This window comes from Bradyrhizobium sp. T-1 (genome assembly GCF_053592855.1).
The window spans coordinates 833237-848236 of record NZ_CM132115.1 but is presented as its reverse complement, the minus strand read 5'-3'; the positions used below and the strand labels follow the sequence as shown (position 1 = coordinate 848236).

At 64.9% G+C, this 15000-nt stretch carries 15 protein-coding genes and 1 other RNA gene; 11 read left to right on the top strand and 5 right to left on the bottom strand.

The features are described from left to right. Positions 1-33: 33 nt before the first annotated feature. The 3 genes from ACWAT4_RS04020 to ACWAT4_RS04010 all read left to right on the top strand — a co-directional run bounded on the left by ACWAT4_RS04020 (position 34) and on the right by ACWAT4_RS04010 (position 4269). On the top strand, positions 34-1230 hold the full coding sequence (locus tag ACWAT4_RS04020; protein ID WP_449729849.1) for a DNA recombination protein RmuC: 1197 nt from the start codon (positions 34-36) through the stop codon (positions 1228-1230). Between the two features lie 326 nt (positions 1231-1556). Next, positions 1557-2846 (top strand): IS4 family transposase, encoded by a 1290-nt coding sequence (locus tag ACWAT4_RS04015; RefSeq protein ID WP_449729792.1) that lies wholly within the window; start codon positions 1557-1559, stop codon positions 2844-2846. 58 nt (positions 2847-2904) lie between these two features. After that, entirely contained in the window at positions 2905-4269 is a 1365-nt protein-coding gene (locus ACWAT4_RS04010; protein WP_212303942.1) for an AmpG family muropeptide MFS transporter, read from the top strand. A gap of 75 nt (positions 4270-4344) precedes the next feature. Here ACWAT4_RS04010 and ACWAT4_RS04005 read toward each other — a convergent pair whose 3' ends face one another. The 5 genes from ACWAT4_RS04005 to ffs form a co-directional block, all read right to left on the bottom strand. Then, the gene (locus tag ACWAT4_RS04005; RefSeq protein WP_212303943.1) at positions 4345-4782 is read right to left on the bottom strand and encodes a hypothetical protein; all 438 of its coding nucleotides are present in this window, start codon (positions 4780-4782) and stop codon (positions 4345-4347) included. Positions 4783-4810: 28 nt separating this feature from the next. Next, positions 4811-5413 (bottom strand): recombination mediator RecR, encoded by a 603-nt coding sequence (gene recR, locus ACWAT4_RS04000; RefSeq protein ID WP_212303944.1) that lies wholly within the window; start codon positions 5411-5413, stop codon positions 4811-4813. 1 nt (position 5414) lies between these two features. Beyond that, positions 5415-5735: a YbaB/EbfC family nucleoid-associated protein gene (locus ACWAT4_RS03995; RefSeq protein ID WP_212303945.1), complete on the bottom strand. Its 321-nt coding sequence runs from the start codon at positions 5733-5735 to the stop codon at positions 5415-5417. 27 nt (positions 5736-5762) lie between these two features. Continuing rightward, positions 5763-7604 carry a DNA polymerase III subunit gamma/tau gene (locus tag ACWAT4_RS03990; RefSeq protein ID WP_212446214.1) on the bottom strand — a complete coding sequence of 614 codons (1842 nt, stop codon included), beginning with the start codon at positions 7602-7604 and terminating at the stop codon, positions 5763-5765. 94 nt (positions 7605-7698) lie between these two features. Next, positions 7699-7795: signal recognition particle sRNA small type (gene ffs / locus ACWAT4_RS03985), an RNA gene on the bottom strand. Positions 7796-7978: 183 nt separating this feature from the next. Here ffs and ACWAT4_RS03980 point away from each other — a divergent pair. The 8 genes from ACWAT4_RS03980 to ACWAT4_RS03945 all read left to right on the top strand — a co-directional run bounded on the left by ACWAT4_RS03980 (position 7979) and on the right by ACWAT4_RS03945 (position 14945). Then, a complete protein-coding gene (locus tag ACWAT4_RS03980) occupies positions 7979-8827 on the top strand; it encodes a transporter substrate-binding domain-containing protein (RefSeq protein WP_212303947.1) in 849 nt (282 codons plus the stop codon). 192 nt (positions 8828-9019) lie between these two features. Further along, entirely contained in the window at positions 9020-9682 is a 663-nt protein-coding gene (locus ACWAT4_RS03975) for an amino acid ABC transporter permease (RefSeq protein ID WP_212446215.1), read from the top strand. Beyond that, positions 9679-10473 carry an amino acid ABC transporter ATP-binding protein gene (locus ACWAT4_RS03970; RefSeq protein WP_449729848.1) on the top strand — a complete coding sequence of 265 codons (795 nt, stop codon included), beginning with the start codon at positions 9679-9681 and terminating at the stop codon, positions 10471-10473. Before ACWAT4_RS03975 ends, ACWAT4_RS03970 begins: the two co-directional genes overlap by 4 nt. Next, positions 10473-11228, top strand: coding sequence for an SDR family NAD(P)-dependent oxidoreductase (locus ACWAT4_RS03965; protein WP_212426486.1), 756 nt, complete (start codon positions 10473-10475; stop codon positions 11226-11228). Before ACWAT4_RS03970 ends, ACWAT4_RS03965 begins: the two co-directional genes overlap by 1 nt. Beyond that, a complete protein-coding gene (locus ACWAT4_RS03960; RefSeq protein ID WP_212303951.1) occupies positions 11225-12352 on the top strand; it encodes a muconate cycloisomerase family protein in 1128 nt (375 codons plus the stop codon). The genes ACWAT4_RS03965 and ACWAT4_RS03960 overlap by 4 nt, the downstream gene beginning before the upstream one ends. A 262-nt stretch (positions 12353-12614) precedes the next feature. Further along, entirely contained in the window at positions 12615-13034 is a 420-nt protein-coding gene (locus ACWAT4_RS03955; RefSeq protein ID WP_212303952.1) for an HIT domain-containing protein, read from the top strand. Positions 13035-13045: 11 nt separating this feature from the next. Further along, the gene (gene nudC, locus ACWAT4_RS03950) at positions 13046-13984 is read left to right on the top strand and encodes an NAD(+) diphosphatase (protein WP_212303953.1); all 939 of its coding nucleotides are present in this window, start codon (positions 13046-13048) and stop codon (positions 13982-13984) included. A gap of 7 nt (positions 13985-13991) precedes the next feature. Next, positions 13992-14945, top strand: coding sequence for a sugar kinase (locus ACWAT4_RS03945; RefSeq protein ID WP_449729847.1), 954 nt, complete (start codon positions 13992-13994; stop codon positions 14943-14945). Positions 14946-15000 lie beyond the last annotated feature (55 nt).

Below are 15000 nucleotides of genomic sequence, written 5' to 3'. Positions count from 1 at the left end.
GTGCCACCAGGCGAATCGGGTAGAAGGGCTGGCATGAACGAGATCATTTTCATGCTGGGCGACTGGCCGGTGCGCACCATCGATGCGCTGATCGGCTTCGGCGCCCTCGTCCTCATCCTGCTGGTCGTGATTGCCGTGGTGATCGCGCGATCCGGGCGGCGCGGCGCGGAACTCGCGATGGCGAGCGCGATCCGGGCCGACGAGCTCGAGGAACGGCTCGCCCAGGTGCTGCATGCCCAGAGCGAGGCCTCGGGTCGGGTCGATGCCATGAGCCAGGCGCTGGCCGGACGCCATGCCGAGATGGCACGCGCGGTCAACGAGCGGTTGGATTCGGTGACCCATCGGGTCGGCCAGTCCATGGAACACTCGACCCGCAACACCATGGAGAGCCTGCGCGCGCTGCACGAGCGGCTCGGCATCATCGACAGCGCGCACAAGAACCTCACCGACCTCACCACGCAGGTGACGACGCTGCGCGACGTGCTCGCCAACAAGCAGTCGCGCGGCGCCTTCGGCCAGGCCCGGATGGAGGCGATCGTCCAGGACGGACTGCCGAAGGGGGCCTACGAATTCCAGTTCACGCTCTCGACGGGAAAGCGGCCGGACTGCGTCGTGTTCCTGCCTGACCAGCGCCCGCTCTGCATCGACGCAAAGTTTCCGCTGGAGGCGATGACTGCGCTGCACGACGCGCGCACCGACGAGGAGCGGCGCATTGCCACGCAGCGGCTGCGCAGTGACGTGATGAAGCATGTCAGCGACATCGCGGAAAAATACCTCGTCACCGGCGAGACCCAGGAGATGGCGCTGATGTTCGTGCCGTCGGAATCGGTCTATGCCGAGATCCATGACGGTTTCGACGACGTGATCCAGAAGGCCTACCGCGCCCGCGTGGTGCTGGTGTCGCCCTCGCTGCTGATGCTCGCGATCCAGGTGATGCAGCAGATCATGAAGGACGCGCGCATGCGCGACGCCGCCGACCAGATCCAGACCGAAGTGATCAAGCTCGGCGACGATTTGGGACGCCTGCGCGACCGCGTGCTGAAACTGCAGAAGCACTTTGCCGACGCGAACGAAGACGTCCGCCAGATCCTGATCTCCGCCGACAAGATCGAAAAGCGCGCAGGCCGGATCGAGGAGCTCGATTTCAGCAAGAGCGATGCACCCGAGGGCCCGCGGCTGGTCGCGGGCGCGGGCGAGCTGTTTCCAAGGAAGCTCCAGGCGGGGGAGTGAGTCTTTCTTACCTCACCCCGCTTGCGGGGAGAGGTCGAATTCGATCGCAGATCGAATTCGGGTGAGGGGGTACAGGTCTCTCATCGACCTCCCGTGCGGAGAGAGGCCCCTCACCCCGCCCTCTCCCCGTAAGAACGCTAGGGCATGCACACATCTTTCTTGGCAGGAAGTTGCCTTGGGGGATTCCCGAATCGGCACTTTGTGTGATTCCTATTGCGACACTTCGGCTTTGGCGGAGGTGTTGGCATGCTGTCAGGCATCGATTGGACCTTGGGCCGGTTCGGGGATTGTCGTCTCGATAAAGGGGGGCGGCTCTCGTCGAACGCATGGTTGCGGGCAATACGGTCTGCCTGCGTCGGCTTTCCAAGGGAGATCGCGCGCTGGAAGTGCGGTTCAACCGCTTTCTCGGCCACGACAAGGTGACGGCGGAGCGGATTATCGAAAGCTGGAGCGAACGCACGATCACCGCGGTGGAAGGCCGCCACGTGCTGGCCATCCAGGACACCAGCGAGATCCACTTCAACACGACGCCACAACGACGGCGCGGGCTCGGAGAAATCGGCAAAGGCAATAATTATGGCGTGCTGTTGCACCCGCTGCTGGCGGTGGATGCCGACGATGGCACCTGTCTTGGGCTTTTGAGCGGACAGATATGGACGCGCCAAGGCCGCCGCACGACCTCGCACGACAATCGGGAATTATCGGACAAGGAATCGCAGCGCTGGATATCCACCGCCGTTGCGGCCAGGCCGCTGCTCACCAAGGCCTCGGCGGTGACAGTGCTGGGGGATCGCGAGAGCGATATCTTTGCCCTTTATGCCAGTTCGGCCGAGCAGCACTTCCACGTCATCGCGCGCAGTATGCATGACCGCAAGCTTGCAGACCGCAACGCTTTATATGAGGTCAGCGATGCCATGGCCGCGGCGGATCGGCGTGCGGTCCAACTGCCTGCGCGCGCCGCACGGCCGGCACGTCTGGTCCAGCTCGAACTTCGCTTTGGCACGATCGAGCTTGCCCGCCCACAGAGCAAGTTCCTGCGCCATCTGCCGAAAAGCTTGCCGCTGGCGGTGGTCGACGTGCGCGAGATCAATGCCAAAACCGGCGTCGAGCCGCTGCACTGGCGGCTTCTCACCTCTCACGACGTCGCCGGCATTGAAGACGCCTGGCGTATCGTCCAATGGTACAAGCAGCGCTGGATTATCGAGCAGTTCTTCCGCGCCCTGAAGACGCAAGGCCTTAAGCTCGAAGACAGCCAGATCGGAACCGCCGATCGCCTTCTCAAGCTGGTCGCTATAGCCGCCAAGGCCGCCGTCATCACGATCCAGCTTCTGCAAGCGCGCGGTGGCGGTCAGCAGCTCCATCGCGTTGCCTTCAACGACGGCGAAATCGGTGCGCTTGCTGCTCTCAACAAGCAACTCGAAGCCAAGAGCAAACGACTCAAGAACCCGCATCCGCCCGACAGCCTCGCCTGGGCCGCCTGGATCATCGGCCGCCTCGGCGGTTGGGATGGCTATCCATCGTCCAAACCGCCGGGCCCGATCACCTTCAAAAACGGCCTCGAATACTTCAAAGCCGCCGCAGCCGGATGGAGCCTCAGAGATACGTGCATGCCCTAGCGTAAGAACGGGGAGAGGGAGACGAGGCATCACGGCCAGAATCTGCTAACACCTCCCCATGACCGCACCCGACGCGACCTCGCCCGCCGGCTCTGACGCCGCTCCGACCTCCTGGCGCGACAGTCTGGCCGTATACCTGCAACCGCGGGTGCTGATCGTGCTGTTCCTGGGCTTTTCGTCCGGGCTGCCGCTGGCGCTGTCGGGGTCGACGCTCTTGGTGTGGATGCGCGAGGCCGGGGTCGATCTCAAGACCATCGGGCTGTTTGCGCTGGTCGGCACGCCCTACACGCTGAAATTCTTGTGGGCGCCGCTGGTGGATGCGTTGCATGTGCCGCTGTTCACGCGCGCCTTCGGGCGGCGGCGCGGCTGGCTGCTGTTCTCGCAACTGCTGCTGATCGTCGCGATCCTGCTGCTGGCGATGACCGATCCGGCACGCTCACCGTTCTACGTTGCGCTCGGCGCGCTGCTGGTCGCGACGACGTCGTCGACGCAGGACATCGTGGTCGACGCCTTCCGCGTCGAGAGCCTGCCCGAGAGCGAGCAGGCCGCCGGCATGGCGGCCTATGTCGCGGCCTATCGCATCGGCATGCTGGTCTCGACTGCGGGCGCGCTGTTCATCGTGTCCGGCTTCGAGGGCACCGGCATTCCGCGCGCGTCGGCCTGGATGTGGGGCTATGTGGTGATGGCGGCGATGGTGCTGATTGGAACGATCACGGCGCTCGTTGCGACCGAGCCCGAGCAGTCGGTGCGGGCGGAAGCTGCGACCCAAACGGAGACGGCGTTCACGCGCGTGCTGCACGCGGCGATCGGCGCGTTCTCGGAATTCCTGTCGCGCAAGGACGCGCTCGTCGCGCTCGCCTTCGTCGTGCTGTTCAAGTTCACCGACGCGTTCTCGGGAACGATGACCGCGCCGTTCGTGATCGACCTCGGCTTCACCCGCAACGACTACGCGGCGATCGTGAAGGGCGTCGGTCTCGCTGCGACGCTGATCGGCGGCTTTGCCGGCGGCTTCGTTGCCCGGCGCTATTCGCTGGCGGCCTCGCTCTGGATCGGCGGCGTGGTGCAGGCGCTGGCGAACCTCACCTTCTCGTGGCTTGCCGTGGTCGGCACCAACCAATGGGCGCTGGCGCTAGCGATCTGCGCCGAGAATTTCACCAGCGCCATCGGCACCGTGATCTTCGTCGCCTATCTTTCGGCGCTGTGCCAGAACCCGCTGCACACGGCGACGCAATATGCGCTGCTCACCGCGCTTGCAGCGGTGGGGCGGACATATCTGTCATCGAGCGCGGGCTACGTCGCGAGCGCGACCGGCTGGCCGCTGTTCTTCGTGATCTGCGTGCTGGTGGCAATCCCGAGCCTGGTGCTGCTGACCTGGCTGCAGAAGCGCGGGCATTTCGAATCGCTGGGGCCGGTAAGGGTGTAGACTGACGCTCTCTCATTCGTCATTGCTTCGTCGCAAGAGCTCCTCGCAATGACGGGGAGAGAAGGCCTCGCCCCTCTACTTCTTCACCAAGCTCCACTTTGTCACCACGGCCTCGCTCATCTGACCGGGATCGCTGGCGCAGGCGATCTCGTCGACCTTCACCGAGATCTCCTTGCCGACGAAGGATTTCAGCTGCGTGGCCTGCGCGTCGCTGGAGGTGACGAGCTGGAAGGTCTCAGGTCCCGTCTCGAGATCGCACAGTCCGTTCGGCGCCGGCAGGCGGCGCGGCTCGGAGGTGATCTGGTACATCGCAATCCGCTTGCCGGCATTCTTGGCGTCGCGCACCTTCATGGCGTTCAGCTCGCCCGAGAGCACCTCGCCAGCGCTGATCGGCTTGCCGGGCTTCGACGGCGGCGGAGCCCCGTCATCCTCCTGCTGCGCAGCGATGGCCGGTGTCACCAGCAGCAGCATCGTCGCGACCAAAGCCGATCGTGTGGCGAAAAGTTTCGTCATGTCGTCCGTTCCGTCAAAGTCTGGATGGCTAGAACAAGGTCCGCTGCCGCATCGCGGCCGATAGCGTGCCCTCATCGAGATAATCAAGCTCGCCACCGACGGGCACACCATGGGCCAGCCGGGTTACTTTTACGTTGGCGTCCTGAAGCAGGTCGGTGATGTAATGCGCCGTGGTCTGGCCGTCGACCGTCGCATTCAGCGCCAGGATGATCTCGTGCACTTCGGCGGCGTGGGCACGCGCGACCAGCGCGTCGATGGTGAGGTCCTGCGGGCCGACGCCGTCGAGCGGCGACAATGTCGCGCCCAGCACGTGGTAGCGCCCCTGCGTTGCGTTCGCCCGCTCCAGCGCCCAGAGATCGGCGACGTCGGCGACGACCACGATGATGGCGGGATCACGTTTCGGATCGATGCAGACGGTGCAGGGATTTTGCGTGTCGATGTTGCCGCAGGTCTTGCAGACCTGGACCTTGTCGAGCGCGACCTGCAGGGCGGAGGACAGCGGCATCATCAGCGCTTCGCGCTTCTTGATCAGATGCAGCGCAGCGCGCCGCGCGGAGCGCGGACCGAGGCCCGGCAGCCGTGCGAGAAGCTGGACCAGCCGCTCGATTTCAGGACCCGCAACCGCGCCCATCTTACTGGCCGAACAGCCCCGGCGGCAGGCCGAGCCCGCCGGTGAGCGACTGCATCTTTTCCTGCATCGCCGTCTCCGCCTTGCGGCGGGCATCGCCGAGTGCGGTGACGAGCAGGTCTTCCAGCACCTCGCGCTCCTCCGCCTTCATCAGCGACGGATCGATCTTGATGCCCTTGACGTCCATCTTCGCGGTCATGCGTACGGCAACGAGACCGCCGCCGGAGATGCCCTCGACCTCCACATTGGCGAGCTGCTCCTGCATCTCCTGCATCTTGGATTGCAGCTGCGCCGCCTGCTTCATCATGCCGAGAAAATCAGCCATGGGTGTTCGTCCTTGGAAAGATCAGCTCTAGAAATCGTCGTCGGCGTCGGAACCGTCGGGCGGATCGTCAGAGCCATAGTCGGCGTTAATATTGGATTCCGGCGTCTCGGGGGCAAGCCTGCGGACCTCGACGACCTTTGCACCGGGGAAGCGCGACAGCACCTCCTGCACGCGCGGATCGGCCTCGGCGTTGCGCGCATGTTCCTGCTTCGCCGCCTGGTTCACCGAACGCAGCGTCGGCTGGCCCTGCTCGTTGGACACGATGATGGTCCAGCGCCGGCCGGTCCAGAGCTCGAACTTTTTCGCGAGTTCGGTGATCATGGTCTTGGAGGCGTTCGGCTCGAGCGCGATTTCGAGCCGGCCCTCCTCGAAACGAACGAGGCGCATGTCGCCTTCGAGCGCGGCCTTGGTCATGACGTCGCGCTTCTGACTGGCAAGCGCGACGAGCTGGGTGAAGCTGGTGATGCGCAACTGGGGCGCCGCACCTTGCGGATCCGGCGCGGGCGCGGCCATCTGCGGCCGGGCGGCGCCGCCACCAAAGCCCGACGGCGCGCTTGGCGCGCGCACGGGCGCCGCAGAGACAGCAGGCGCTGCGGAACCCATCGGCGCAGCCGGCGCATTGCTGCGCGCGGCACTACCGCCGGTGACGACCGGCGAGCCGCCGCCGTTCTGCTCCAGCATCCTGATCGCTTCATCGGGCGTCGGCAGGTCGGCGACATAGGCGATCCGCACCAGCACCATCTCGGCGGCCGCGGCCGGCCGCGTCGCGCCCTGCACCTCGGTGATGCCTTTGAGCAGCATCTGCCACATCCGCGACAGCACGCGCATCGAGATCTTCGAGGCGAATTCCTTCGCGCGCACGCGCTCGGTCTCGCCATAGGCGACGTTGTCGGCGGTCGCCGGCACGATCTTCACGCGGGTGACGAAATTGACGAACTCGGCAAGGTCCGAGAGCACGACGATGGGATCGGCGCCGACGTCGTACTGGTCGCGGAACTCCTTGAACGCGGCCGCGATGTCACCGCGGGCCAGCGAATCGAAGAGATCGATGACGCGGGTACGGTCGGCGAGGCCCAGCATCTGCCTGACCGCATCCGCCCTCACCTGGCCTGCCGCATGCGCGATCGCCTGGTCGAGCAGCGACAGCGAATCGCGAACCGAGCCTTCTGCCGCGCGCGCGATGATGCCGAGCGCTTCCGGCTCGATTTCGACGTTCTCCTTGGCGGCAATGTTGGCGAGGTGCTTCATCAGCACGTCGGCCTCGACGCGGCGCAGGTCAAAGCGCTGGCAGCGCGACAGCACCGTGACAGGAACCTTGCGGATCTCGGTCGTGGCGAACACGAACTTGGCGTGCTCCGGCGGTTCCTCCAGCGTCTTCAGGAAGGCGTTGAACGCCGCCGTCGACAGCATGTGGACTTCGTCGATGATGTAGACCTTGTAGCGGGCGCTGGCCGGCGCGTAGCGCACGCTGTCGTTGATCTGGCGGACGTCATCGACGCCGGTGTGCGAGGCCGCGTCCATCTCCAGCACATCCATGTGCCGGCTTTCCATGATCGCCTGACAATGCACGCCCAGCGTCGGCATGTGGATGGTCGGCCCCTTCACCGAGCCATCCGGCATCTCGTAGTTGAGTGCACGGGCCAGGATGCGCGCGGTGGTGGTCTTGCCGACGCCGCGGACACCGGTGAGGATCCAGGCCTGCGGAATGCGCCCGGTCTCGAACGCATTGGAGACGGTACGAACCACCGCCTCCTGGCCGATCAGATCATCGAAGCTCGAGGGGCGGTATTTGCGCGCGAGGACCCGGTAGGGTGCATTGCCGGCCTGGCCGGCGCTAACGGGATCGGGAGGGGCGCCAGCGTCGGTCATCGGTCGATCCGCAATGAAATGTCTCTCGGCCGGCTTTTGCGGAAAGGAGCGCGCGGGCGGCAGGGCCGCCTGCGCAATTCGCTCGGAAAAACAGGTAGGAGACTGACGAGCGACCCGATCCGGACCTCGTTAGGGCTGCTTCCTTCCGGACCTGACCCGGTTGGCGAGTGGCTCGTCCACCGCCAATCTCCCGGTCCCTATTTGGGGCTAAAAGGTCGGGAAAGCAAGCGGGTATCGGTTCGAACCGCTTGATCTTGCCCAGCATCCGAGCAATTCCCGGTCTGCCCAGCCGATAGGCTGTGCTTTCGCTAGCATGGCCGCCTTGGTAAGAACGCTGCCGGAACTCCACCCAACCAGAAAAGCGATTGATCCCAATGGTTACACGTCGTGATGTTGCATCGATTGTCGGGCTTGGCGCGGTAGCCGCAGCCACGCTGGCCGCCCCGGCCGTAGCCCAGACCGCGGCCGATCCGAACGAATCGACCTTCGCCCGCATCCGCCGCACCAAGAAGATGCGGATCGGCGCGGTCGGCGGCGGTGCGCCCTATTACATGAAGGATCTTTCCAGCGGCCAGTGGAAAGGCTTCTACATCGACATCGCCAAGGGGCTGGCCGACGATCTGGAGGCCGAGCTCGAGATCACCGAAACCACCTGGGGCAATTCGGTGCTCGACCTGCAGTCCAACAAGATCGACATCTTCTTCGGCCTCAACCCGACGCCGAAGCGCGCGCTGGTGATCGACTTCTCGGTGCCCGTCTTCAACAACGCCTTCGGCATTCTCTGCAAGAAGGACTTCAAGCCGAAGAGCTGGGCCGAGCTGAACTCGCCCGACATCAAGATCGCGGTCGACCAGGGCTCCTCGCACGACCAGGTCGTCAGCCGCCTGACGCCGAAGGCGCAGATCTCGCGTCTCAAGACCGCCGACGACGCCACTGCTGCGCTGCAGACCGGCCGCGTCGACGCGCAGTGCCTAATCACCATGCTGTCGCTGACCGTGCTGAAGAAGAATCCCTCGCTCGGCCAGTTCGTGCTGCCGACGCCGATCTTCGCGACGACGTCCAATGCCGGCTTCCGCCGCGAGAACGACAAGACGTTCCGCGACTACGTCAACACCTGGATCGACTTCAACAAGGGCCTCGGCTTCATCCGCAATGCGATCATCACCAACATGGAGCTGGTGGGCGTGACCGAAGCGGACATTCCGCCGGGCGTTTCGTTGTAAGGTATCGCAAACTTGGGGCAGTCTCGATCCGCACGCACCGCTCCACTCCCTCTCCCGCTTGCGGGAGAGGGTTGGGGTGAGGGTGTCTCCGCTGGGGAGACTCCCCAAGAGGATAGAGCCCTCACCCGCATCGCATCTTCGATACGACGCGACCTCTCCCGCAAGCGGGAGAAGTGAAGCAAGAGAACACGCATGTATCAGTGGGACTTCGGCATCCTCTGGAGCTATCGCTGGCTCTTTCTCAACGGGCTCGGCGTCACCGTCGGCTTCACCGTGGTGATCGTGCTGCTTGGCCTCGTGTTCGGCCTGTTCGGCGCGTTCGGCAGCCTGTCGCGCCTCAAGCCGGTGCGGCTTCTCGCCCTCACCTTCATCGAAGCGTTCCGCTGCACGCCGATCCTGGTGCAGCTGATCTGGTTCTATTACGCGCTGCCGATCCTCGCCGGCGTCGAGATGACGCCGATCACGGCCTCAGCGCTGGCGCTTTCGCTCTATGGCGGCTCGTTCTATTCCGAGATCATCCGCGGCGGCATCATCTCGATCGACAAGGGCCAGTCGGAAGCCGGCGCCGCGCTCGGCATGACGCCGGGCCAGAGCATGCGCCGCATCGTGCTGCCGCAGGCGATCAAGCGCATGATCCCGGCACTGATGAACCAGTCGATCATCCAGTTCAAGAACACCTCGCTGGTGTCGGTGCTGGCCGTGCCGGATCTGGTCTATCAAAGCCAGGTCGCTGCCCATGACAGCTACCGGCCGCTGGAAACCTACACCGCGGTTGCGGTCGCCTACGCCGCGATCCTGATCCCGCTCACCATCATCGTCCGCCGTGGCGAGAAGCGACTGGCGGTCGGCGAATGAGCGAGACGTCGAAAATCGAGATCCGTGGCCTGCGCAAGAGCTTCGGCAGCAACGAGGTCTTGACGAACATCAATCTCGACGTCGCCAAAGGCGGCGTGGTCGCGCTGATCGGCCCGTCAGGCTCCGGCAAGTCGACGCTGCTCCGCTGCGTCAATCTGCTGGTCGTGCCCGATGGCGGCAGCGTCCGTGTCGGCGACACGCGCTTTGCGTTCGGCGACGGTTCGAAACTTCCTGATGTGAAGACGCTGGCAAAATTCCGCGCCACCACCGGCATGGTGTTCCAGCACTTCAATCTGTTCCCGCACATGACGACGCTCGAGAATGTGATGGAAGGGCCGGTTACGGTACGCCGCATGGCCAAGGCCGATGCCGAGAAGCTCGCGCGCGCCCAGCTCGCCAAGGTCGGCCTTGCCGAGAAGGCCGATCAATATCCGGCGACGCTGTCCGGCGGCCAGAAGCAACGCGTCGCGATCGCACGTGCGCTGGCGATGGAGCCCGACGTCATGCTGTTTGACGAGGCAACGTCGGCGCTCGATCCTGAACTCGTCGGCGAGGTGCTGAACGTGATCCAGCAGCTTGCGTCCGAAGGCATGACCATGGTGATCGTGACCCACGAGATCGCGTTTGCCCGCGAAGTCGCCGACCGCCTGATCTTCATGCGTGACGGAATCGTGGTCGAGGAAGGTCCGGCGCGTCAGGTGATCGACAATCCGCAGGAGACCGCGACGCGCGCCTTCCTCAGCCATTTCCACCGCACCGGCGCACTGCCGCCTTCCAACGCGGCACCGTGATGCCTGAGATCGACCGCGCCTACCTCGTCACCGGTGCCGCCAGCGGCATCGGCCGCGCCACCGCAAAGCTGCTCGCTGCGCCCGGCACCGCCCTTGTGCTGCACACGCGCGCGAACGCAGAAGGCCTCGACGCCACCGCGACCGATGCCGAAGCGAAAGGCGCGGTTGTCGCAAAGTGCCTCGGCGATCTCGCGGAGGAAGCGGCCGTCGCCGACGCCATCGCCGCCGCGCGAGCCGCGTTCAGCCGGCTGGACGGATTGATCCTCGTCGGCGGCCACGCTCGTCGTGGCAGCGCCATCGGCACGCCGGCGGATCAGTTCCGGCAGGCGATGGACGAGTCCGCGCTGGCGTTCACGCGAATGGTCGAGGCTGCGCTACCGCTGCTGCGCGCTGGGTGTGACGCGCGGATCGTGGCGGTATCATCCTTCGTCGCGCACGCGATCCGGCCTGAATTCGCACCTTTCGCCGCCACCGCCGCGAGCCGCTCGGCGCTCGAAGCTTTGGTGCGGCTCACCGCGATCGAGCTCGCCAAGGACGGCATCACCGTGAATGCGGTTTCGCCCGGCCTCATCGTCAAGGACAGGCCGGGCGAGAGCCGGCTGTCGCCCGAGCAGATCGCCGCGACCGAGGCGCTGATCCCGATGCGCCGCCGTGGACGGCCGGACGAAGTCGCTGAGATCATCGCCTTCCTGGCGTCCCCAAAAGCATCTTACGTCACGGGCCAGGTCTGGCACGTCAATGGAGGCCTGACATGACCGAAGCGACCATCGAACGTCTCAGGCTGTTCCTGATCGAAAGCCCGATCAAGATGGCGCGCCTGCAGGGCGTCGGCAACGTCAAGGGCACGGTGAAGCGCGTGCTGATCGAGCTGACATCGAGCGACGGCGTGATCGGCTGGGGCGAAGCGGCGCCGTGGGAAGTGTTCACGGGGACGGCCGAAGCTGCATTCTCCGCGCTCGACATCTACTTGAAGCCGATCCTGCTCGGCAAATCCGTGCGCCGCATCCGCGCGTTGATGGCGGAGCTCGACCGTGCGCTGGTTGGCCACGCGGAAGCAAAAGTCGCGATTGAGATGGCGCTGCTCGATATCGTCGGCAAATCGTCAGGGCTCTCGGTTGCCGACCTGCTCGGCGGCCGCGTGCGCGACACGATCCCGCTTTCTTTCTCGATTGCCGATCCGGATTTCGCGGCCGATCTCGAGCGTATGCGAAAGATGGTTCCGGACGGCAACGTGATCTACAAGGTCAAGACCGGCGTGAAGCCGCATCGCGAGGATCTCGACCATCTCGAAGCGATCCGCAAGGAGTTCGGCGACAAGGTCGATCTGCGCGTCGACTACAACCAGGCGCTGGCGCCGTTCGGAGCCATCAAGATCCTGCGCGATGTCGAGGAGTTTGCGCCGACCTTCATCGAGCAGCCGGTGCCGCGAAAATTTCTCGACGTGATGGCGCAGCTCACCGCAGCGCTGGAAACACCCGTGCTCGCCGATGAGAGCTGTTTCGATCGGCGCGACATGATGGAGGTGGTGCGCCGCGAGGCGGCCGATGCGGTCTCGATCAAGCTGATGAAGGCCGGCGGCCTGTTCGAGGCACAGGCGATCATGGCGATCGCCGACATCGCCGGCCTGCCCGGCTATGGCGGCACGCTGTGGGAGGGCGGCATTGGGCTCGCCGCAGGCACGCAGCTGATCGCGGCAACCCCGGGCATCTCGCTCGGCTGCGAATTTTACATGCCGCATCACGTGCTGACCGAGGACGTGCTCGAAGAGCGCGTTGCCAACCGCGAAGGTCACGTCGTCGTGCCCGACGGGCCGGGCTTGGGCATCCGTGTCAGCGAAGCCTCCATCCGCGCCAATGCGCGGGTGTTGGCGGAGGCGTAGACCTCAGGCGCAGCCACAAACGTGGACGTCGTCCCGGCGAAGGCCGGGACCCATTACCCCAAAGAGAGGTTGTCGGGCGAAGCTGGTCACCACGAGTCGTCGCCAAATCCCATCTGTGGTGGGCCCTGGATCGGCGCTCCGCTTCGCTACGCTTGTCCAGGACGACGATCGAGTATGCAGTTGCCATCCTTCCCCTGACTGACCTCGTATCGTATGGTCGGCGCCAACGCGCCCGACCACGCCGGGCAATTTGGAAACACATATGTCCGATCCCGCCTGGTCGCTGCACTCCCGCCTGAAAGAAGACACCATCGACATCGGCGATCTGCCGCTGTCGAAAGTGCTGGTCATCAAGGACGCCCATTATCCCTGGCTGCTGCTGGTGCCGCGGCGTGCCGATGCAGTCGAGATCATCGATCTCGACGAGGTGCAGCAGGCGCAATTGATGACCGAGATCTCCCGCGTCTCGCGCGCGCTGAAGGAGATCACCAAATGCGACAAGCTCAACATCGCAGCACTCGGCAATCTCGTGCCGCAGCTTCACGTTCACATCATCGCGCGCCGCACCAGTGATGCCGCCTGGCCGCGGCCGGTCTGGGGCGTGATGCCGCCGCTGGCGCACGACGCCGCCGAGGTGCAGAATTTCATCAGCGCGCTTCGCCGAAAAATCTGGTTGGGTTGAAAGAACAAGAAATGTCAGCATTCGACTCGTTTCCGCTGGGGCAGCCGGCCTTCGTCACCAACATCCTGGATCGCGCTGCGCACCTGCGCCGCGATGACCAAAAACTGTTCGCACTGGAGCAGAAATCGTCGTCGCGCGCCTATGTCGTCTATCGTGACTCGCTTCTTGTGAAGCGCGAGGGCGACAAGGCGCGCGCGCTGCTGTCGATCGATGAAGCGACAAAGTGCGGCGCCAATCCCGGCACGATCTTCCTGGGCCTGCGCGACGGAGCGGCGATCTTCGGCATGGGAATGTCGCAGGCTGCTGCCGAGAAGCTTGTGGGCCGTGAGGACTACACCGTCACCGAACTGCGCGGCATGGCGATGCAGGGCGCGATCCCGCCCGAGGAACTGTCGGCGATCGCGATGGCGAAGTCGATGGTCAGCTGGCATCAGCGCCACGGCTATTGCGCCAATTGCGGCACGCGCAGCGCGATGAAGGAAGGCGGCTGGAAGCGCGACTGCCCGGCCTGCAAGGCCGAGCATTTCCCGCGCACCGATCCGGTCGTGATCATGCTGGTGGCGTCAGGCGAGAAATGCCTGCTCGGCCGCCAGAAGCAGTTTCCGCCCGGCATGTATTCCTGCCTCGCCGGCTTCGTCGAGGCCGCCGAGACCATCGAGGACGCGGTCCGCCGCGAGATTCTGGAAGAGTCCGGCATTCGCTGCACCGACGTGCACTATTACATGACGCAGCCATGGCCCTATCCGTCGTCGCTGATGATCGGCTGCAGCGCGCGGGCGCTGAACGAGGACATCGTCGTCGATCACTCCGAGCTGGAGGATGCGCGCTGGTTCACGCGCGAAGAAGCGGCGCTGATGCTGACGCGGACGCATCCCGACGGGTTCGCCGGTCCGCACCCGTTCGCCATCGCACATCATTTGCTCGGCCGCTGGGTGCACGACAAGAGCTAGATCCGCGATGGTCGCATCCGGGATCGCACCGCGCATCCTCTGTATCGGCATTCCCGTGCGCGACCTCACCTTCCGGGTCGAGGCCGTGCCGGAACGCGGGAGCAAGGCGAATGCCACGCATCTCGCCGAGATCTGCGGCGGCAACGCGCTCAATGCCGCGATCGCGATGGCACGGCTTGGCGGCCGCGTCGCCTTTGCAGGTCCCATGGGCGATGCGCGGGAGACATCGAGCGGCTTCATTCTCGAACGGATGGCCGCCGAGGGCATCGATACCACGCACGTCTTGCGCATGCCGGGTGCGGCGACGCCCGTCTCCGCGATCATCATCGACGGATCAGGCGAGCGAACGCTGACCATCTATCGCGATCCAGCACTGTGGACCGTGAAGCTGCCGGATGCAGACGAACTGCTCGCCGATTGTCAGGCCGTCCTCGTCGAGAGCCGCTGCGGTACGTTTTGCATCGATCTCTGCGTTGAGGCGCGCCGGCGCGGCATCCCCGTCATCGTCGGCGTCGACCGCGCTATGGCGCTGACCGACGGCCTACTCACGGCCGCCTCGCGTCTGCTGTTTGCCAGCGAGCAGGTCCAGGAGACGGCGGGCGTTACCGAGGACGGCGAGGCGTTGAAACGGCTCGCCAGGCTGACACCCGCCTTCCTCGCAGCGACCCGTGGTCCGCGCGGCACGATCTGGCTGAACGAGACCGGCGCGCTGGAGGAGACGCCGGCCTTCCCGGTCGAGGCGGTCGATACGCTCGGGGCCGGCGACGTCTTCCACGGCGCCTTCACGCTTCGGCTCGCCGAAGGCGAGACGGTGCGGGAGGCGCTGCGATTCGCCGCGGCCACCGCGGCACTGAAATGCACCCGCCATGGCGGAGGGTTGGCCGCCCCACAACGCATTGAAGTTGAAGAGTTTTTGGGCGAGGCGCGCGGAGCGACACCCTGGAGGTCGCCGAGATTATAGACTTGATATAGAAGGATTTTCTCTATATCAGGGAAATCAGCCCCTGAAATGGAAC